The organism is Bacillus sp. DU-106, from assembly GCF_004799705.1.
Taxonomy (GTDB): Bacteria; Bacillota; Bacilli; order Bacillales; family Bacillaceae_G; genus Bacillus_A; species Bacillus_A cereus.
The window spans coordinates 3363760-3385091 of record NZ_CP026607.1; the positions used below are offsets into that span (position 1 = coordinate 3363760).

Genomic DNA, 21332 nt, shown 5'->3' on the forward strand with positions numbered 1-21332 from the left:
TAACTTATCCTCTATTCTTTCTTATTTCTTTTTGAATTTTACGCAGTGCTTTTTTCGATCCGCGCTCAATATCGTGTTGCATTTTTCTTTCTTTATAATCAACAAATAGTGTATTTAAATCGTATCCTTCTGGATATAACTCCTTCGCTGCTACTTCTAAAGTAATACGTTTTACATTTACTTCAACGAATTCACCGTTATAAAATACAACAACGTTATAAAAATTATCTTTTTCCTTATAGATGATACCAAAATCATCATGATCCAATAAATTAACACGATCGCCGATTTTGTACTCATAATGAGATTCTCTTTTTTCTTGTACGAATTTCGGTTTTCTAATTTTACTTTCATTCACTTTTTCTAAAGCGTACTCTTTATTTCCCATGTACTCTTTCGCCCTTTTCAGTACATGTTCTTTTACGTTCATTTTATTCGCAATCCAAAGTGCATTACTTTCTCCTGATTTTCCGATAACTAATTTATAAAGCGGCTCTAACGTTTCACTATTAAACTGCATCGCTGCATTCATAAAGTCATCATGCATTTCTGAGAATCGTTTAATTTCTCCGTAATGCGTACTCGCAACGGTAATACATCCCGCAAAGTACAACTCTTCTAAAATAGAAATTGCAAGTGCTGCACCTTCATTTGGTTCTGTACCGCTCCCTATTTCATCAAATAAAAGTAACGTATTATTATTTGACATCCTCATAATCTCAGAAAGATTTTTCATATGAGATGAAAATGTACTTAGTGCGTTTTCGATACTTTGATTATCACCAATATCTACAAATACATTTTCAAAAATAGCGATTTCTGTCCCTTTATCTCCTGCAATATGAAGACCTGACATTGTAGCTAATGTTAACAATCCAATTGTTTTTAACACAATTGTCTTTCCGCCCGCATTCGGCCCTGTAATAATTAAACTACGATACTCTTGACCAATTTTAAAATTTAAGGGTACAACTTGCCCTGTTAAAAGCGGATGCTTACAATTCACTAAATGAATGTAGCCATGATCATTTAACTTCGGTTCTATTCCATCAATCGATTTACTAAACTTCGCTTTCGCAAATACCATATCATACTGACTAATTAGCTCCATGTTAATCTTTATACTATAAATATTTTCTAATACCATCCCTGATAAAGTCGCTAAAATTTGATATTCTTCAACCGCTTCTTCTGCTTTCAAACCTGCTAGTTCTGCATTCAATTTCGTAACCGTATGCGGTTCTATAAATACAGTAGAACCTTTTGCCGAGGCTTCAATAATACTTCCGGCAACTTGGTTTTTATAGGAAGATTTAATTGGAATCGTATAACGGTCATCCTTTTTACTAATAAAGAATTCCTGAATGAATTTCTTATTTGCACTACTATTTAAAAAATTCGTTAAACGTTCTTTTATTTTCCCATCTACAGAATCGATATTATTTCGAATTCGTTTTAACTCTTTACTTGCAGCTGCATCAATACTATTTCCTTTAATTGAAAAGTTAATTTCCTCTTCAATACTTTTATATTCAGTCATTGAATTTGCATAAGAAGCTAATACTGGTGCAAAAAATTCTTTATCTAACATAAACTTTTTAATCTTTCTACATCCACGTAAAAAGTCTGAAACACTCACTAATTCTTCTGGATCTAAAATCATACCTTTTTCTAATTTTTGAATTGTACTAGCAATATTAGAAATGCCGAAGAAAGGAACATGCCCTTCTGCATCTAATATAGCTCGTGCTTCTGTCGTTTCATTCAACCGATTTCTCACTACTTTTATACTCGTACTCGGCTCTAATTTGTTTAATAATTCCTTACCTAATCCACTTACACAATAAGATTTCACTATATCCTTTAATTCGTTATATTGTAACTTTTCAAAAGTCATCGTATTCATTTTGTTTCTCCTCACTATGATTGATTTTTATCATAAATGAAGATACCTACTCATTAGATTCCAATGAGTCATATATAAAATTCCATAATTATACAATAAAAACATATACAAAAAAGCTGCGGGGATACCGCAGCTTTTACATTTACAAGGCATGTGTAATAACATATGAGGAAATAAACCATAAAAAATAGATGGCAGTCCCTTATTACACGCTTTATAAAGTATTGTAGGTATCTTCATAGGTTTTGAAATAAATGCATGACAAAATTAGGGGTATGATGTACATAAAAATCCCCTGGTCTTATCCGATTTATTTCATTAAATTTTTCCTATTTAATACCTACCGCACTCACAAAAAGCACCTCTCATTAAGTTATATTATAGTCATTGAAATCTAATTTATTGAAATCATCATACTATATGTTACGTGAGAAGTAAAGGTGTCATACTTTTATAACTATACAGAATGTAAAAAGGAAGAGGAAAACTTATATTTCAGTCTACCTCTTCTTTTTCATCACCAAATTACTGCTGAACATATATGGAAACTGATCCTCCACTTACTTGGAATTGCCCCCACCCGTCCTTATTAATTGTTACAGTATTTGTTTGATTACCCGTAATATCGTACCATACTTCCCCTGCGTTATTCTTTCCAACATCCATCCACTTCGCCCCTCCTGGTCCATCAGAGATTAATGTTGCTAAACCAGAATTAGCATGTACACTATCACCTTCTCTTGTCCAGCCAATCACATCTGGATGATCAAAATAATCCCGCTGCGTACCATATGCAAAGTTTTTTCGTGCCGTCAAAATCGGATCAATTTTGTCCTTTAACGCTGGAATTTCATAGTTACTATTTCCTTTTGTACCATAGTAATCACCATAGAAAACAGAAGGATACCCCTCTGCACGCGTTAAAATAAATGCATATGCCAACGGTTTGAACCAAGGGCTCACTACAGATTCCAATGACTGACCAGGCTGTGAATCATGATTTTCAACTAGAGTAACCGCAAGTGTAGGATGATTCGCAACTACCGTTCCTTTTAAAATATTTCTCATATCATAATTCCCATTTCCTGTTGAAGCATAGTGAAAATTATAATGAAGTGGTGCATCGAACACAGATTGATTATAATTAACCTTCGCTAAATAATTATTTAAAGTCTGGATATCATTTTGCCAATATTCAGCTACTGTAAACATTTCTTTCCCTGTTTGCTGTCTAACGTGATTTACCCAATCGCGCAAATATTCATGATCAATATGTTTAACAGCATCTAAACGAAAACCATCTAAATTTAATTCATTCGCATACCACGTTCCCCATTTTTTCATTTCATTCGCAACATCTGGATGATCAAAATCAAGATCCGCATACATCAAATAATCATAATTCCCATTCTCGCTAGACACTTCCCAGTCCCATGCTTTACCTATGCCCCTAAATTTATAAATTCGGTTTAATTTCCTTCCTTCATCCCAATCCGTTCCGTCAAAATGATACCATTTCCATTTGAAATTAGAATAAGAATCTCCACGCCCTGGAAAGTTAAATCCCGTCCACGCACTAATTTCATAATCACCTGATACTTCATTATTTCGATTGCTCGGGTCTACCTCAACTGCTGTGACAGTTTCTGTATAATCAGCCCCACCTTTATGATTCATAACTACATCACCGTATACATCGATGTTTTTCTTATGTAAAGCGTCAATTGCAGATTTCAATTGTGCTTTCGTCCCATATTTCGTCCGCACTGTGCCCTTTTGATTGAATTCCCCCAGATCATATAAATCATATGCTCCATATCCTACGTCATTTTGCATAGTTCCTTTATATGCAGGTGGTATCCAAACAGATGTAATTCCTTTTTCCGCTAAATTTTCAGCATCAGTACGCAAACGATTCCAATGATTCCCATCATTCGGAGAATACCACTCAAAATACTGCATTAACGTTCCATTGTTAACTGTGTCTGCATATGCCTTACTCCCCTCATATATACTAGGTAAAAACATAACAACTGACAATCCGACTATTGTTATTCTTTTAAACATCTGTACACCATCCCCTTCCAAGAAAGCGTTTGCATAGTTTATCAGAATTATTATAATATTCGTCCCACCGTTAGTAAAGTAGCAATCTCTCACTCTCCCATATTATTTTTAATCTAATTTCAAATATTCAACGTAGTTTTCATTTCACATCCTATTCAAGATTGTTTACAATTTACCTATAAAAGCATAACGGAGGGATTTCGATGACAGACTTTCAAAAACAATTTTTCGCACGATTACATATAGAAGAAAAAGACACAGTTTCATTTGAAGATTTATCTAACATTATGTACGCAATGGCACAAACTGTTCCTTTTGAAAACTTAAATATTCTCGAAAAGAATTTTAAAGAAATATCAAAAGAAAATTTGAAAGAGAAAATTTTAGTAAATAACCGTGGCGGTCTTTGTTATGAACTCAATCCTACTATGTATTACTTCCTGAAAGATTCTGGATTCGATGTTCATCTCGTTTCAGGAACAGTTTATAACGCTGCAAACTCCATATGGGCTGTTGATTCTGGCCATATCGCAACCGTTTTAACACATCATAATGAACTTTATTTAATTGAAGTAGGATTCGGATCATACTTACCTCTTGCCCCTGTCCCTTTCTCAGGTGAAGTCATTCACTCTGCTACAGGAGATTATCGTATTCGTAAAGAAATGACCGAAAAGGGAAACTACATTTTAGAGATGCGGAAAAACAATGAGTTCTTGGATCAATCTTCTGCTGATGATTGGACGTTAGGCTATGCATTTTATATAGAAGAAGTGGATGAAGAAAAAGCAAATACAGCACAAAAAATTATCGTTGAACATGAAGGATCACCCTTTAATAAAGTACCTCTTATTGTAAAACTAACTGAAGATGGGCATGCCTCTTTAACGAAAGATAGCCTTACAGTAGCGAAAAATGGTAAAAAAACGAAAGAAACCGTTACAGACATGCAATATACAAACCTTTTACATTCAAAATTCGGAATTACACTATAAGTAAGTAAGCCTTGTTATTTTAGCAAGGCTTTTCAATTTTCAGCAGGGATTTTTTGCAATTTGTTGTATTTCATAGTTATATAGAAATATAACTACATGTTTAGAAAGGAAATGATTATGACAGAACTTAAAGATCGATTACAAGTAGCTGATATAGAAAAATGGGATTTAACAGACATTTACCATACAATTGAAGATTGGGAAAGTGATTTTCATAAAATTGAAGTATTAACGAAGGAATTACAAGAATTTAATGGCAATATTCACGATGGCAATAGTTTATTAGCTTATTTAACGAAGAGTGAAGAAATTTCTAGCATAATATCTTTAATGTTCGCTTATGCACGATTACAATCTGACCTTGATACACGCGATACTGACGCGCAATCTCTTGTCGATAAAGTATCACAATTACACGTGAAAGTAAGTGCAGCGAAATCTTTCTTTTCCCCCTTCTTACTTAGCATAGACGAAAACACATTACATTCTTACATAGAAGATACAGAAGGCTTACAATATTATAAAGAAGACTTATTTGAATTATATCGTTATAAAAAACACGTATTGAATAAGGACCAAGAAGCAATTTTATCACAAATGGGTGAAGCTCTTTCTTCTCCACAGCACACATTTGGTATGTTAAATAATGCAGATATATTATTTGGTGAAGTGACGACTGACGATGGAGAAAAAGTGAACTTAACACGCGGAATGTATGCAAAGTTAATAGAAGATACGAATCGTGAAAAGCGTAAAGAAGCTTATAAAGCATATTACAAACCATATGTTCAGTTAAAGAATTCCATCGCATCTACTTTATCCGCTGCTATTAAAAATAATGTTACTGTTTCGAAATTAAGAAACTATCCATCAGCGCTAGAGAAATCATTATTTGGCGATATGGTTCCGAAAGAAGTATACGAAAACCTAATTGATACAACGAAAAAAAACATTCAAACATTACATACATACAATGAAATTCGAAAAGAAAAATTAAACGTAGATGAACTAAGACAATACGACTTAGGCGTCGATTTAGTAGAAGGTGCAAAACAAGACATCCCATATAGTGAAGCATTTGACATTATGATTGCATCACTAGCTCCTTTAGGAGAAGAATATATTGAGACATTAAAAAGTTTTAAAGATAAAAGATATATAGACGTAAGAGAAACACCAGGAAAACGTTCTGGTGCTTATAACTTTGGTGTATACGGCGTTCATCCTTTCATTCTTTTAAATCATCACGATGATTTAAACAGCCTGTTCACTCTTACTCATGAATGCGGTCACGGTATGCATACGCACTATTCACATGGATACCAACCAAGAATTTCTGCACATTATTCTATCTTTGTCGCAGAAGTCGCTTCTACAGTAAATGAAGTGTTATTAATTCACTATTTATTAAAAGAAGCAAAAGAAACGAACGTGCGTAACCATTTAATTAACCATTTTATTGAGAAATTTAAAGGTACTTTCTTTACACAAATTATGTTTGCAGAATTTGAAAAAATCACACATGAAATGGCTGAACAAGGTAAACCATTAAATGCACAAGTCTTCAGTGAAATTTATGAAAAGCTATTTAAAGAATATAACGGTGATTCACTTGTATTTGATGAAGAAGTAAAATACGGATGGGCTAGAATCCCTCATTTCTATCGCCCGTTTTACGTATACAAATATGCAACTGGATTCGCATCTGCCATTCAAATCGCTGATAAACTATTAAGTGGTGATCCGAATGCTCAGAAAAATTATATTGAATTCCTGAAAGGTGGAAGTTCTGACTATCCACTAAACTTATTGAAAAAAGCTGGTGTTGATTTAACTACGCCAGAACCGATTGAAAGTGCATTGAAACAATTCACTCAACTTGTTGAGGAGTTTTCAACATTATAAAAAGCATGCAGAGTATATGCTCTGCATGCTTTTTATTTGAATTACTCTATTCTATATGCTGCTGCGTCACACAATGAATCATACCACCGTATGCATACAATTCGTTAACATATATACCGACAATTCTTCTCCCTGGAAATTGACCTTCAATGATTTGAAGCCCTAATTTATCATGTTCATCACCGTATATAGGTACCAATACAACTTCATTACCAATGTAAAAATTTAAGTACGATCCTTTACAATCTGCTTCTTTTACCAATTTTCTTGTTACTGGTACTGGAATGAGCTGAAATGGCTTGCCATCTATATTTCTTGCTTGTCGCAATTCTTGATAATGCTTTTCGTACGCCTCCAAAAGATATGACTCTCCTTCACCGAAAGGATCATATTCATACAATATCGTATTTTCATTTACAAACCGTGCTGCGCCATCAATATGATAATCCGTATCTTCATCATAATTATCTTCTCCACGTATACCAGTTATCCATATAAAATTTATTACTCCTAAATATTTCGTTAACTCCATTTCAATCTATTTTCGTAACTAAAAAACAAATTTGTGTCACATACTCTTCTGCTAAACAATCACATTCAGGTCCCTTTATATAAACCTCATATGGCGAATTAATTATCACATACCCATTTCTTTCAATCCATTCTTCTAACGCTATATAAGCGTAACCTATATAGTCGTAACTTCCATAATGCATAGTAGTAACGATATGATGTAGACTTAGTTGTTTCATTTCATACTCTTGTGCTACGTCTTCATCATTCCCCTGCATAACCGGGATTCTTAATTCAATATCACTGTTACTTGGAATATATTCTTCATCATAAAAGACTGCAGATGGTGAACCGACTATTTGAAAATTATTTTTTTGTACCTCTTCATATAAGTCATAAAAATAATCATCCATATCATCTATATCTATTTTTACTCTTTGAGTAATTATCGTTACTTCATTCCTCATTCCCATTAATATATCGTAATTTCTATGACGAGCAATATTTAGACTACTATTCACCTTTACCATTTCATTCATTTCTGAAATAACCTGTAAATTTTGCTTCACTTCATGAGACAACTCGATAATTTGTGATTGTATATGTTGAACAAACGAATCTTGATCTGATGACTGCAAAACAATTTTAATTTTTGGAAGAGGAAATTTATACTCCCTTAACTTTTTGATTTTCAACGCTACTTCCAGCTGCTCTTGTTCATAATATCTATACCCATTAACCGGATTCACATATGCCGGTTTTAATATCTCCTCTTTGTCATAATGTCTTAACATCCGCGTACTCATTTTACAAATCCGAGAAAACTCAGCGATGGTATACATATCAATACTCCTTGAATAGATTTTCTTTTCATTACTTATTTATTAAAACCAATCAAAAATCTTCTTCATTGAAAAATCTTCATTCTGATTTTTTAATCTTCTCATTTTTGAAGGTAACAAATGGCTTGGACAATACCACGTTAAACAATTCATTGCGCCTCCCATTGTTGATATTTCTCCTACATGAATTTGAATAACTTGCTTCTCCGTATACTGTTGAATATATCGTAAAACTTCCTCATCTTTAGCTAGTCCAAACTTAGGAACATAAAGAGCATCACATGATTCTAACATATTTATATACAACCCTTTTGCTGATGCTATCTCTTGATCATATTGTCCTTTCTCTGTATATGATGAAGGAACAACTATAAATTCAGCTTCTGGCATTTGTTCTTGAATAATCTCTTGAACACTATATCTAAATTCATGATCCCCTAAAAAATCACTAATAAACATTGTATGTTCATCAATAAATTTAACCATTCCGTCTGCGTGTGCTAGTACATCCCCTTCTTCAGCAGGAATAATAATAACTCGGCTCACATCTAAATCCCATTCTAACTGCTCAATAATTTCCTCTTCTGTCCAATCATCGTTATCATCAAATATACGTTCTGTTAATATTACGGTATCTTTTTTATTCCAAATAAGATTACCACCATCTAATATTAATGGGGATTTCACATATTCAAAGTCATTCTTTTTCAACCATTTATTAAACTGTTGATCTAAATATCGCCCTTGATCATCTGGCAAATAATTTGGTCGATATTTAAATTTAACTAGATGATTTGTGACAACCGGTGCAACATCTCTTAGCCAAATATCATCATACTCAAAACAGCTCGTATGAAAGTCTTGTTCTTCAACAGATAAAGATATAAGTTGATCCGCAATTGATTTCTTTTCATTTAAACATTCATTAAAGTAAATCAAGTCTTCATAAAATGGTTGATAATATTCATTCGATTCGTCTGGTATTGCAGTAAAAATAATTCCATTATGTTTTTGTTCCATATTATTTACCTCGCTTTTTAATAGTAGTTACATAATTGATTTCACAAAGCCAACTAATCCTCAATTCATGTCTTTTTTATTCCAACTCATGCAACATGTACATTTCATGAATGGATTATAGCATGGAGGAATATTATATATTTATATAAAAAATATAAAGCTGACGTTAAGCCTTAAATTGACTCTTGACAAGTTTTTAAATAACCTATTTTAAAACAACAATAAATGATCAAATGATTTTTTTATCAAGATTCAAACCCATTACTTCTAATAGATCATTTTGATTATATAGATTCACCAAATGCGCTTCTACTCCTATACAAATTCCTTCTAGCGGAAGATCATTTGGATCCTGACCAAAGGGATCTTCAATTTCAACCCCTATTGCTTCAATACCTATGAATGCAAAACTTATAAATGTAAACTATTTTGATTATTGTAATGAACCATATTTACAAAAACCTCTTTCTCTATTAACCTTTTATTCTTTTAAATCATGAAAGTATACAATTAAATAATAGAATCATAAACCCTATCATTATGAGGCTGGTTAAGATTATTTCTTTCAATACCGTTACTCCTTTTTTGCAAAAAGATAAAATATCTTATTTAATTCAACAACAAATGTCACTATTCTAAATCCCGACGCATCATTTTAGAATTCGCAATGAACAATGCACTAATTAATACAAAGATTGCACAGGCATATAACAATAAATCTAACGGACTATCGTGATCTATAATGATGAGACGCACAATAGCTGTTATACCTATATATATAAAATATCGTAATGGAAAATGAAAATTCATTTGAAAATACTTTATAATCATTACGATGAATTCAAAGTACAAAAAGAATACAACGATACTATCAATTAAATGATAACTAGATTCATTACTATCCAATTTCATTTCTTGTATAAACTGAATGACTTCTTTCATAAGAAACACACTTAGAACAACCCCTAAGCAAATTAAAGCTACATTTAAAATGTACTGCAAAACGATAGGGAAATACGAAAACACTATTTTAAAATTCTTTAACACAAACATTTTTCTCCTTTACCATATAAAACGAAAAGTGAACATACACTACAATTCATTTATCATTATATTGAAATTTTATTATTACAAATAATAAGGAACGACAAAATAGGTAATAAGATTCCACCTATTTTGTCTATATAGCAGCACAACGAAATTAAAATTAATTACTTCAATGCAATTGGTTGTTGTTGTGTCACACAATGAATCATACCGCCGTTTTTATACAACTCTCTCACATCAATACCGACTACTTTACGATCTGGGTATAACTTCTGAATCGTATCGTTTGCAATTTTATCATTCGGATCATTATAATTAGGCACTAATACAACTGTATTTCCGATATAATAATTGATATACGATCCCTTATAATCGAGAGTTTTTCCATTTTCTAAAGCAACATTTTCTTTACTAAGCGGCAAGTATTCATACTTATATTTCTGTCCTGAAGCATTTTTTGCATCTAACAATGTATCCATATCTTTATTAGATAAACCCCATTCGGCTAGGTCATCTTCTTTCATCGTTACAATGGTAGATTTATTATGGAATTTAGCAAATCCATCAATATGAAAGTCCGTAATATCTAAATTAGGTACTCCGTCTAACCAAATAAAGTTTGATACCCCAAGGTCACTTATATATTTTTCAATTTCCTTTTCTGATAAATCAGGATTTCTATTTTTATTCGTTACTGCACTTCGAGTTAATAAAGCAGTCCCATTGCTGTCTAATTCAATTGCGCCGCCTTCAAGGACAAATTTCCCCCAATCAACTCTTTCAATTCCTGATTGTTTACTAACATTCTTACGTATTTGAGCATCATTTTTATAAGGTGTTTTCTTCCCCCAACCATTAAATGCTGGATCTAATATTTTGAGATTTTTATTGCTGTCATAAACAAAAATTGGTCCACTGTCCCTTGCCCATACATCATCAGTAGGCGCGATAAAGAAATCAATCTTCTCCATATTTAACCCTTCATCTGTTAAAAGGTTATTGATTCTTTCTTTTTCTTCCTGGTCATATGCAACAATGTGGACTTTCTCACCCTCAGTTAAAGCACTTGCCATCTTAACCCAAATAGGTTCAACTTCCTTCTTATACTCTTCACCATATGTGTATTCATGTGGCCATTGCAGCCATGTACCTTCATGTTTATCTTTTTCATCTGGCATCGTATATTTCCCAGCATTTTTCTGTACCTCTACTTTTTCCCCTTCTTTCCCTTTAACATTTTCATTGTTACCCTCAAAAGAGCATCCACTAATAATTGTTGTAGATAATGTAGCTATTAAACAAAACTTTATTGCTTTTTTCATTTTTTCAACCTCCTGTTCTTGTCTCCAATAATATAAAGCTTCACATAGTGTGAAGCTCAAGCTTTTTTATCAATGTAAAAATTACCAATTGTTCTTTGCATTACTTAGCATTTAACTACCTATTTAGATTTATTCATATGCCAATCACCTTTCTTACCTATTTATCCCGCTATTTATGGGCAGTAAGACCCTCACCTCAAAATTCAGCGCAAGCAAAAAAGTTAGGTGGGGGCCCTGCTGCCCGTAAAAGCCCGATTGATGAGGGCTTCTACTCAGTGGGGGATGAACAAAGCCCCTCCACTGAATAAAGTTTCACTTTATTCAGTAAGTAAAACTTTACAAAATAAAAAAATCGGTATTGATAATTACATATCAATACCGATTTTTTATAATTATTTTCCTTCTATTAAATCATTCGCCATTTTCCTGAATTCTTGATTAAATGCGTCATTCATACCATTTTGGACGTTAGAAAATAATATGACAAACGTTCGTTTATCCCAGTTAAAATTATTAAAAGTGTTCCAGCCAGCTAATACACCGTGGTTATGATAATAATCTGGGTAAATATAGAAACTAAATCCATATTTTCTTGCAGGTGATGCAGAAAACATATCTGATACACTTTGTTTAGAAAGTAGTTTACCATCCATAATAGCTTCATCTAACTTTTTCATATCTTCAACAGTCGTATACATTTCACCACAACCATACAGCCAGTTCATTTTTAAGCGCGGCGTGGCTATTAACTTATTATCTTTTTTCGTATACCCTTCTGCTAAGAAAATATCTTCTGGAAGTGTTGCGCCCATTCCAGATTCATTCATTTCAACGGGAGTCAAAATATTTTCTTTCACATATTCAGCAAGTGGTTTATTCGATATTTTTTCTACAATATATGCAAGCACCATATAATTATAATCTGTATATTTCCATCCTGTCCCTGCTGGAAATTGTAACGTTTGTGCCCCAATCCACGTTACTAATTTTAACCGTGATGCTGCGTCAACACTACCTTGTCCCTGTTCTGGTAATCCAGACGTATGTGTTAACAAGTTTCGTAACGTAATATTTTTATCTGCTGGAAACGATGGGATATATTTATTTACATTGTCTTCAATGTTCAACTTCCCTTTTTCTTTTAGTTGCATAATAGATATTGCAACAACTGTTTTCGTAATAGAACCAATGCGATATTTCGTTCTTGGCGTTGTTAATACTTGATCTTTCACATTCGCATAACCGTAGCCTTTTCGTAAAATCACATGACCTTTACTTGCTACAAGAACACTTCCATTAAATCCTTTATCTTTTAAGTACTGATCTAGTTTTCCAGCTGCAATTTCATAACGCTTTTTCTCATTCGCATCAATTTCCTGCTTAACATCTTTTTGCTTACTATTTACATTAGAAAATGCCTTTGCATCATATTTTTTTCCTTTATTTGCATGTATTAGTGTAACAATACTTCCACAAAAAACTGCAAAAATAAAGAAAACGATTAACCATTTCTTTAACATACTAGGAACCCTCTTTTATCTAGTTTCACTTAACGTACATCCATTCTATTTTATATCTTTTAATTATCAAGTATATTATAATATTATTTAATATTCACTCTGTTAAAACTAGATTCCTTTTTCTCATTTTCAATTTTGACTACTCTCTATTGTATTTCTTTCTTGCAAAATTTCCAACATACAATCGGATGCATTACACTATAATTTCAAATTCTTTTGTAACATTTGTTACATACTAAAAAGAATGGAGATGTAATATAAAAAACACCGATAAACGCAATCGTTTAGATGATAAGATGTTTCATTATCGGATAACAAAAAATAACATGGTATTAATTGAATATTACGTAAAACAGATTATGGTATTAAAAGGAAATGATGCTGAAAAATTTTTAAATAAAATAAATCATGCAAATAACGATAAAGAAAAACAGCTAATTATGGCTAAAATTACAGGTAATTTCAAAAGAGGTAATGAACGAAATTGAAAACGAATCTCATTTACATTTTGATTATACAACAAATAAAAAAGAAATGTCGCTCATTCAACATTTCTTTAGACTTTCTTCATAAAAAATTTACATTGCTAACATTCCTTCATTTTCTATACTCCCTATATAAGCTAACCGCTGAAATAGTTAGTAATACAACTATGCATAACCACGCATACGTATATCCCTTCTTATCTACAATATAACCAAATAAACCAGGCGCAGCAATAATGGCAATTTGATTTAATGTAAGTGCAAAACTCACTGTCATCCCTACCGATTCTTCACTTGCTGATTCCGCAACTTCAGTTATGAAAAGGCTAAACCATCCAATTGCAAAGAACCCTAACAATGCACTTACACCATACAATACATTCGTTATTGTATGTATGCTCATTACTAATATTAGAATGAAGAAAATAGAAATACAAACAGTTATAAATAAGAGGGTACGCCTATTCTCCTTATAAAATAAATCACTAGTAGCTGCTAATATAACCCTACCAACCATTCCAGAAAAGAACATAACGGAAAATACTTTTCCAGCTAAAATTGGCGTGATTGATTGTTCCAATACTAAAAATTTTATAAAGTGCGCAACTAACACCATTTGCAATGAAATCATACAAATGCCAGTTATATAAATTGCATATAACTCTTTTTTACACATCACTTCTTTTAACTGCATCCAAAAAGAAAGTTTACTACGTTCTTTTTTAACTTTCTCTTGAATATATGGTTCCTTATAAAATATAAAAAATAAAAACCCTCCAATTATACAAATACATGCAATACTATTTACCGCATAGGCCATATTATATTTTATTGTAAGAAACGGGATCAATACTCCCGCTAATGTACCACCAATCGGTATACCGGCTTGTCTAACCCCCATCGCTAACCCGCGATTTTCTTTTGAGAACCACTTCATTATCACCTTACTTCCTCCTGGCTGCGAAACACTATAAAACGTTCCTACTAATAAAAGTACAAAGAGTAACCCATTAAATCCATTGACCATATTAGTCAGTAAAAACGAACCTCCTAGTAAAAATGAACTTATCGAAATTAACAACTTTTCATTGTATTGATCAAGTAGCCGCCCGACAAAAAGCATACAAAATAGCGGTCCTATATTTACAACACTTACTAACAATCCAATCTCCGTATTCGTAAGTGCATATTCTTCTTTCCAAAATAAAGCAAACGCTCCAACACCATACGTTATAAGTGTCGCTGTTGTTTGAGCAACCGTCGCAAAAATTAACATAACCCACTTATAAGTACTATTTACCCTTTCATCCATTAACACAATAATCCCTCCATCCCCTTCCATTGTATGAAAGTTCTGATATCATATAAAATAAAGATTTATCATGTAATTCATCAAAAAAAATGATACCTTTTCTGGAGGGATGATACTTGGATATAAAAGATTTAACTGTATTTTACGAAGTTGCGAAAGAAAAAAACATATCTCACGCAGCTAAAAATTTAAACTATGTACAGTCTGGCGTAACAATGCGTATGAAGCAACTAGAAAACGAATTAGGTGTGCCTTTATTTTACCGAAACGGAAAAGGTGTAACTTTAACTTCTAATGGTGAGATTTTATTAACATACGCCAAACAAATTATCTACTTAATGGATCAATCTGTTAAAGCAGTTCAAAGTAATGGGATCGAACCAAGAGGCACTTTAAAAATTGGATGTACAGAATCTACAACCGCTGTAAGACTTCCATCTATATTAACGGCCTATTATGAGAAATACTCAAAAGTCGAATTGATTTTAGAATCAAATACGACGGAACAATTGATTAGGCTTGTACTAGAACGAAAACTGGACGGAGCGTTTATAGCTGGCTCTACTCAGCATGCTGAACTTCATACAAATATATTTCGTGAAGAAGAATTAGTTCTCATTAGCAAAAAGCCTTTATCTTCCTTTAAAGACATAGGAGACATGAATTTACTTGCATTTAGTCATGGGTGCTATTATAGAAATTTATTAGAAGATTGGCTTCAAGAAGAAGGAATTTCACCTAAGCGAGTATTAGAGTTTGGAACAATTGAAGCGATTCTCGCATGTGTAAAATCAGGTATGGGCATAGCAATTATGATGAAGTCTATTTTAAATGGTCATCAACATGACGTATCATTCAACCCTTTACCAAATAGCTTCAAAAAAGTTCCTACTACTTTTATTACTAGAAAAGATATATATCACTCTGCTGCATTACAAAAATTTATGGAGATGACTCGCAATGCGTGAAAAGAAAATACGTGGTATGAAACGAAAAACAAACACTATGATAAAGCGAATTGAGGAACATACAAAAACATTCCCTTCTACTTTCTATAACGATGAATATTGGAATATGCTATTGCCAGTTTCGCAAGCTTTTATTGCCTCTCGTAAAACACCTAGAAAAGTAAAACGATTATGTATTCAAACCTTATTAAATCAAGCAAATCATTTAATAAATATGAAACCGAGCGATACACATACATATCGAGTTGTTGTTTTGATTCCTATAAATAATTTGTGGGATTCGCAAATCATTACATTTAAAAATGAGGACTACTTTCATAATTTCTTTAATAGAAATAGTGAATTTCAAAAATGGATTCTTCTTTCAAATGAAATTGATTTTTGGGAGACATGGGAAATTTCAGTTTGTCATACCTTCAAAACGCTTCACTTTCAAGAAATTATTTATGATGTAGATGAATGCTATGAAAAAGAGATTCTGTTTATCGGAGAGTTAAATTAAAAAGGGTATACCTAAAACACTGGTATACCCTTTTCCACTTATTTTTCCTTCAATACACTATGTAATCGATCCGGATAATTTGTAAACATTCCTGTAGCACCCCATTTGATTAACAGTCTCATATCTGGTTTCTCATTAATTGTATAAGGGTGAATTAACAGTCCATTTTTCCTAGCCATTTTCATATATGACTCATCAATAATTAGTTCCCCGTTATCATTACGTAAGTTTGGTCCAATACCAGCTGCATACTTTTTAATTTCTTGAAAATCATCATTTGTTACACTTTTCGGTTCATGTGTAATGCCAGACCATTCAACAATTTCATTGTTTTCATTTGGATAATACCAAAGCAATTGAACTAACGGAATATTTTCATTCATACTATGAATCTTTTTCAAACTATCTTTACTAAATGATTGAATCATAACACGGCTAGAAGACATGTTTTGGCCTACTAAATTATATTTTTGTAACAACGCCAACAATTTCTCTTCCATTCCTGGATACACATCTGGTGATTTTGTTTCAATATAATACTTCATACTTCTTCCATACTTTTGGAAGATTTCTTCAAGAGTTGGAACCTTTTGCCCAACATACTCTTGCTTAGCCTTTTCTGGATACGCTTTATTAAACCATGATCCAGCATCTAAACTCTTTATTTCACTTAACGTTTTATCGCGTACTTCGCCTGTTCCATTTGTAGTGCGATCAACTGCTGTATCATGCATTGCAATTAATTGGCCATCCTTTGTTAATTGAATGTCTAACTCTAAATAATCCGCTTTCATTTTTTTCACTAAATCATAAGAAGCAAAAGTATGCTCAGGTGCATGTCCACTTGCTCCGCGATGTGCAATATTTAAAAACTTATTCGTATTCCATTCATGCTTTCCTTCTGCTTTCGCATGAACAGCTCCCCCAGCAAAGATACTTCCAGTCATAAAGAAAATAACTAAAACGCTAATAATCTTTCTCATTCTTCTAACCCTTCCTACGTTGCAAATTTCAACAAGCTAATGAGATTTACACGAAACAGAAGACACACTTTCATTATTTTTATAAACCTATATTAAAATTCCAATCTTACAAATGTTTTCTATATTATTAATATAGAAAACTAGTATTATCCTATTTAATTTCTATAGCCCTCCTTTTCACATGTAACTCCCTATTTTGTACGGTTCATTCAATAAAAAAAGCCATAAATTATTTAGGCTACACTCCTGTATCCCTAAATAAATTTATGGCTTTTCTCAAATATCTCCGGCCTCTATTAACTTGTCGAATTTAATCATATCAAACCTATTGAAATTTGTGAATATTTTTTTCAGTGCAGTGAAGCACATAAAACAATATTTCCGTAGTTACTTAAAAATCACATAATAAATTTCCCATTACCTCGTCCAATACTATATCTGGATTTACTACCGCTTTTTCTGAACGCCATCCTATAAAGCCATCTGGTCTAATTAATACAGCACCTCCATTCTCTATACCATATAATTTGCTAAAAATATCTTCTGGAGCAATAAAGTCTCCACTTAAGCCAACACGATACCCTTTTATATTTATTCCTAATTTAGCTGAAACAGTATGTGCTGCCTCAGCCCAAGAACTATTTTCTACTCCTGTAAGTAATACAAAACTGTTACCGAATAAGTCTAATGTAGAAACTTTCTTCCCTTCATACGTTCCCCATAAATGTGGCGCTCGCGTTCCAGGTCTTCCGTTCAACTCTATGCTATCCATTCTATGTGGAGTGACTGAATTATCTATAATTGCCTCTGAACAATACTGATATCCAACTGTAACAGCTAAACCATCCATATTATTCAAACTGCCTTCCTCTCTATTCGCAGCACGAAACAGTAAACTACTTGCATAAGCTGTCGTTAATTTTGCAACAGAGTGTCTCTCTTCATGATATGTTTCTAACAATTTTGGTTTTGCCTTCCCTTTTATAACAGCCGCTAATTTCCAAGCTAAGTTATGCGCATCTTGTATTCCTGTATTTGAACCAAATCCGCCTGTTGGTGGCATAATATGTGCTGAATCTCCAACTAGAAAGACTCGATTTCCTTGAAATTTCATTGCTGTACTTTCGGCCGCTTCCCACGGTAAAACACTTAATATTTTTGACTCAACATTTGTACTTCCAATTGCTATTTCAATAATTTGTTTACAACGTTCCATCGTGAAATCCTCTGGTCCCTCTCCTTTTAATGGATCGTAGGCTACATGGTAAATCCATTTTTTCACGTTATCTACTGGGATCAGTGCACCAAGAACCTCTGGATGAAGTACCATAGAAAAACCGAATGCGTCTCCTTGTATAAACTCACTTAAGTCTGCTTCAAAATAAATATTCATATAATAGCCACCAATGGTTCCACGCCCCTCAGTTTTAATCCCTAACTGCTCACGTATTTTACTTTTCGCTCCATCTGCTGCAATTACATAGTCACAATGTATGACACTTTCTTTTTCTGTTTCACGATTTCGAATCTTTGCTTTTACCCCGTTTTCATTTTGTTCAAATGAAACTAATTCATGATAAAAAGATAGTTGCCCGCCTAATGTTTTCGCTTCTTGTAACATCATCTCTTCTAAAATAATTTGATAACACGCAGTTTGTTTTGATGGACTAATCTTTTCTATTTTTTGAAGTAATTCTTCATCGTTTCCGTATTGTGTCGCTCTCATTTGTTCCAATTCTTCTTTATTCGCCTCAGCTATTGTATGAACCGCTATTCTTCCTCGGCAGTTCTCTAATGCTTTACCTGCCAATTTAATTCTTTTTTCCAAGCCTAATTCTCGAAATAACTCCATTGTACGTAAAGTAAGACCGCCTGCTTTCGGATGAATGGCAGTAGACGGATGCCTTTCAATAAGTAAGTACTCAATGTTATGTTTTGCAAGAAATAACGCAGACGCTAACCCAGATAATCCCCCTCCAACAATTAAAACTGGTACATAATTCGATTTCATATATTTCCCCTCCAAATCATTGTTCTGAGCTCAGTGACATAAATATAATCAAAAAAAACATTAAAATATAGACTTATATTTCATTTTGAATTATCATATAGATAGATTACGCCCCAAAATTCCTTTTACCTTTTCATACATCTATAATCCACCTGAATTGTGTCTGTATGAAAGTGTAAAACAAAAGAACGTACTTTACGTTGAACCATGTTCTATCGTAAAATTCAAAAATAATACAAACATTATAAGCGGTCGTAACCTTATGGATTATACAAGGTTACGACCGCTTATTTTATTGTTACATCATTTTTTGTTTTTAAAACCTCATCTATTGTGTTATGTAGTCCTTCCAATCCCTTTTCTATCTCCCTATAATTTTCAACAATAAAAAATTCATTCGTCTCGATTTTCTTTCTCAATATTGCACCTCATACAACAATCATGTAGCATTACCGTATCGAAGTAATGGTTCATCATCTTAAACCTTTCGACTAATTACCTGGAGGCAAAGTGATTGAAATGAATAAACAAGAACAATTAAATATTATAAAAAAAGATTTTATTGATTCTCAAAAAGTATTATTGGCAATTGGTGATGAAACGCGTCAAGCTATTTTATTAGTGCTAATGGAAACGGAATGTCAAACAGGATTACGTGTAGGAGAAATCACGAAGCAAACACACCTTTCCCGTCCAGCAGTATCACATCACCTTAAGATTTTACGAGAAGCTGGCATTATTTTAATGAGAAAAGAAGGTACAAAGAATTTTTATTATATTGATATACGTACAAAATTAGGTTTATTAAAAAATCTTGTATTAGATATTGAGAAGCTATTGCAGAACTTTTATTAAAACTTGGAGGTATAAGAAATGAAAGCAATGATAATTGATAGATATGGAAAAGTCCCAATGCGTATGGCAGAGGTACCTACTCCTGAAATAAATGAGTATGAAGTGCTCGCAGAAATTCATGCAGCTAGCATTAACCCAATTGATTTTAAAATACGCGACGGAAAAGTAAAAATGTTACTGAAATATGAAATGCCCCTAATCCTTGGTAACGACTTTGCCGGTGTCATCACGAAGGTTGGATCAAAAGTAACTCGTTTTAAAGTTGGTGATGAAATATATGCTCGTCCAAGAAAAAATAAGATTGGTACTTTCGCGGAGTATATAGCCATTCATGAAGATGATATAGCTTTAAAACCGAAAAATTTAAGTTTTGAGGAAGCTGCTTCGATTCCACTCGTTGGCTTAACATCATATCAAGCATTACATGACATCATGCAATTACAAAAAGGACAAAAGATTTTAATTCACGCCGGATCCGGTGGTGTTGGTACTTTCGCTATTCAGCTAGCAAAAATAATGGGTGCCATTGTTACAACGACTGCTAGTGAAGCTGGTGCGAATTTAGTAACGTCTCTTGGCGCAGATGAAATTATTAATTACAAAACAGAGAAATTTGAAGATATACTAAAAAATTATGATGCCGTATTTGATACAATCGGCGGTGCAACACTTGAAAAATCATTCAATATTATAAAAAGGGGAGGAAACATTGTTTCCGTTTCAGGCATGCCGAATGCTCGCTTCGGTAAAGAATTTGGTTCAGGATTCTTTAAAACTCTCTTATTTTCATTAGCCAGCAAAAAACTTACTGCACTTGAAAAAAAGCATAATGCTCAATATTCATTTTTATTTATGAAGCCAAGTGGGGATCAATTACGTACTATTGCAAACTATATTGAAGCTGGTGAAATCAAACCGGTAATCGATCGAGTTTTCCCTTTTGAAGATGCGCAAAAAGCAATGGAATATTCCGAGGCTGGAAGAGCAAAAGGAAAAATAATTGTAAAAATTAAATAATAATAAAACCTCCATTTTCTTAAAATGGAGGTTTTAAATTTGCTGTTAAATAGACATAGTGC

The 21332-nt window shown here is 32.9% G+C and carries 17 protein-coding genes and 2 pseudogenes; 7 read left to right on the forward strand and 12 right to left on the reverse strand.

Translation table 11 applies throughout. The annotated features are described in order from the left end of the window. Positions 1-4 precede the first annotated feature (4 nt). The gene (locus C3Y97_RS17195) at positions 5-1906 is read right to left on the reverse strand and encodes an endonuclease MutS2 (RefSeq protein WP_136363555.1); all 1902 of its coding nucleotides are present in this window, start codon (positions 1904-1906) and stop codon (positions 5-7) included. A gap of 525 nt (positions 1907-2431) precedes the next feature. After that, entirely contained in the window at positions 2432-3973 is a 1542-nt protein-coding gene (amyS, locus tag C3Y97_RS17200) for an alpha-amylase (RefSeq protein WP_000476409.1), read from the reverse strand. Positions 3974-4176: 203 nt separating this feature from the next. On the opposite strand from amyS, the gene C3Y97_RS17205 reads away from it, so the two are divergent. Together C3Y97_RS17205 and pepF are read left to right on the forward strand one after the other, a co-directional pair. After that, positions 4177-4968 (forward strand): arylamine N-acetyltransferase family protein, encoded by a 792-nt coding sequence (locus C3Y97_RS17205; protein WP_000129193.1) that lies wholly within the window; start codon positions 4177-4179, stop codon positions 4966-4968. A gap of 117 nt (positions 4969-5085) precedes the next feature. Next, a complete protein-coding gene (pepF, locus tag C3Y97_RS17210) occupies positions 5086-6873 on the forward strand; it encodes an oligoendopeptidase F (protein WP_136363556.1) in 1788 nt (595 codons plus the stop codon). Positions 6874-6919: 46 nt separating this feature from the next. Here pepF and C3Y97_RS17215 read toward each other — a convergent pair. The 7 genes and pseudogenes from C3Y97_RS17215 to C3Y97_RS17250 form a co-directional block, all read right to left on the reverse strand. Next, a pseudogene (locus C3Y97_RS17215) lies at positions 6920-7411 on the reverse strand (agmatine deiminase family protein); the annotation flags it as partial. Further along, complete coding sequence (locus C3Y97_RS17220; RefSeq protein WP_136363557.1) at positions 7407-8228, reverse strand: MerR family transcriptional regulator; 822 nt, start codon at positions 8226-8228, stop codon at positions 7407-7409. The pseudogene C3Y97_RS17215 and the gene C3Y97_RS17220, both read right to left, overlap by 5 nt. Positions 8229-8270: 42 nt before the next feature. Then, positions 8271-9248 carry an agmatine deiminase family protein gene (locus C3Y97_RS17225; RefSeq protein WP_000435519.1) on the reverse strand — a complete coding sequence of 326 codons (978 nt, stop codon included), beginning with the start codon at positions 9246-9248 and terminating at the stop codon, positions 8271-8273. A gap of 229 nt (positions 9249-9477) precedes the next feature. Continuing rightward, positions 9478-9669: pseudogene (locus C3Y97_RS17230) on the reverse strand (bestrophin family protein); the annotation flags it as partial. 209 nt (positions 9670-9878) lie between these two features. Then, positions 9879-10295 carry a phosphate-starvation-inducible protein PsiE gene (gene psiE / locus C3Y97_RS17235; protein WP_006923430.1) on the reverse strand — a complete coding sequence of 139 codons (417 nt, stop codon included), beginning with the start codon at positions 10293-10295 and terminating at the stop codon, positions 9879-9881. A 164-nt stretch (positions 10296-10459) separates the two neighbouring features. Next, a complete protein-coding gene (locus C3Y97_RS17240; RefSeq protein ID WP_136363558.1) occupies positions 10460-11617 on the reverse strand; it encodes an agmatine deiminase family protein in 1158 nt (385 codons plus the stop codon). A 392-nt stretch (positions 11618-12009) separates the two neighbouring features. Beyond that, positions 12010-13137: a serine hydrolase domain-containing protein gene (locus C3Y97_RS17250; protein WP_000915192.1), complete on the reverse strand. Its 1128-nt coding sequence runs from the start codon at positions 13135-13137 to the stop codon at positions 12010-12012. 257 nt (positions 13138-13394) lie between these two features. On the opposite strand from C3Y97_RS17250, the gene C3Y97_RS17255 reads away from it, so the two are divergent. Then, a complete protein-coding gene (locus tag C3Y97_RS17255) occupies positions 13395-13625 on the forward strand; it encodes a hypothetical protein (protein ID WP_136363559.1) in 231 nt (76 codons plus the stop codon). A 109-nt stretch (positions 13626-13734) separates the two neighbouring features. Here the strand turns inward: C3Y97_RS17255 and C3Y97_RS17260 are convergent, their stop codons facing one another. After that, positions 13735-14964 (reverse strand): MFS transporter, encoded by a 1230-nt coding sequence (locus C3Y97_RS17260; RefSeq protein ID WP_136363560.1) that lies wholly within the window; start codon positions 14962-14964, stop codon positions 13735-13737. An 86-nt stretch (positions 14965-15050) separates the two neighbouring features. Here C3Y97_RS17260 and C3Y97_RS17265 point away from each other — a divergent pair, with 86 nt between their 5' ends. Further along, complete coding sequence (locus C3Y97_RS17265; RefSeq protein WP_071741082.1) at positions 15051-15902, forward strand: LysR family transcriptional regulator; 852 nt, start codon at positions 15051-15053, stop codon at positions 15900-15902. Then, positions 15895-16404 carry a DUF3916 domain-containing protein gene (locus tag C3Y97_RS17270; RefSeq protein WP_074554901.1) on the forward strand — a complete coding sequence of 170 codons (510 nt, stop codon included), beginning with the start codon at positions 15895-15897 and terminating at the stop codon, positions 16402-16404. The genes C3Y97_RS17265 and C3Y97_RS17270 overlap by 8 nt, the downstream gene beginning before the upstream one ends. Before the next feature lie 38 nt (positions 16405-16442). Here C3Y97_RS17270 and C3Y97_RS17275 read toward each other — a convergent pair whose 3' ends face one another. Together C3Y97_RS17275 and C3Y97_RS17280 are read right to left on the reverse strand one after the other, a co-directional pair. After that, entirely contained in the window at positions 16443-17387 is a 945-nt protein-coding gene (locus tag C3Y97_RS17275; RefSeq protein WP_001226340.1) for a glycerophosphodiester phosphodiesterase, read from the reverse strand. A gap of 391 nt (positions 17388-17778) precedes the next feature. Then, positions 17779-19398, reverse strand: a complete 1620-nt coding sequence (locus C3Y97_RS17280; RefSeq protein WP_000841678.1) for an FAD-dependent oxidoreductase — start codon at positions 19396-19398, stop codon at positions 17779-17781. A 510-nt stretch (positions 19399-19908) separates the two neighbouring features. On the opposite strand from C3Y97_RS17280, the gene C3Y97_RS17285 reads away from it, so the two are divergent. Then, positions 19909-20253, forward strand: a complete 345-nt coding sequence (locus C3Y97_RS17285; RefSeq protein WP_000571870.1) for an ArsR/SmtB family transcription factor — start codon at positions 19909-19911, stop codon at positions 20251-20253. Positions 20254-20271: 18 nt separating this feature from the next. Then, entirely contained in the window at positions 20272-21270 is a 999-nt protein-coding gene (locus tag C3Y97_RS17290; protein ID WP_000646436.1) for an NADP-dependent oxidoreductase, read from the forward strand. Positions 21271-21332: the final 62 nt, after the last annotated feature.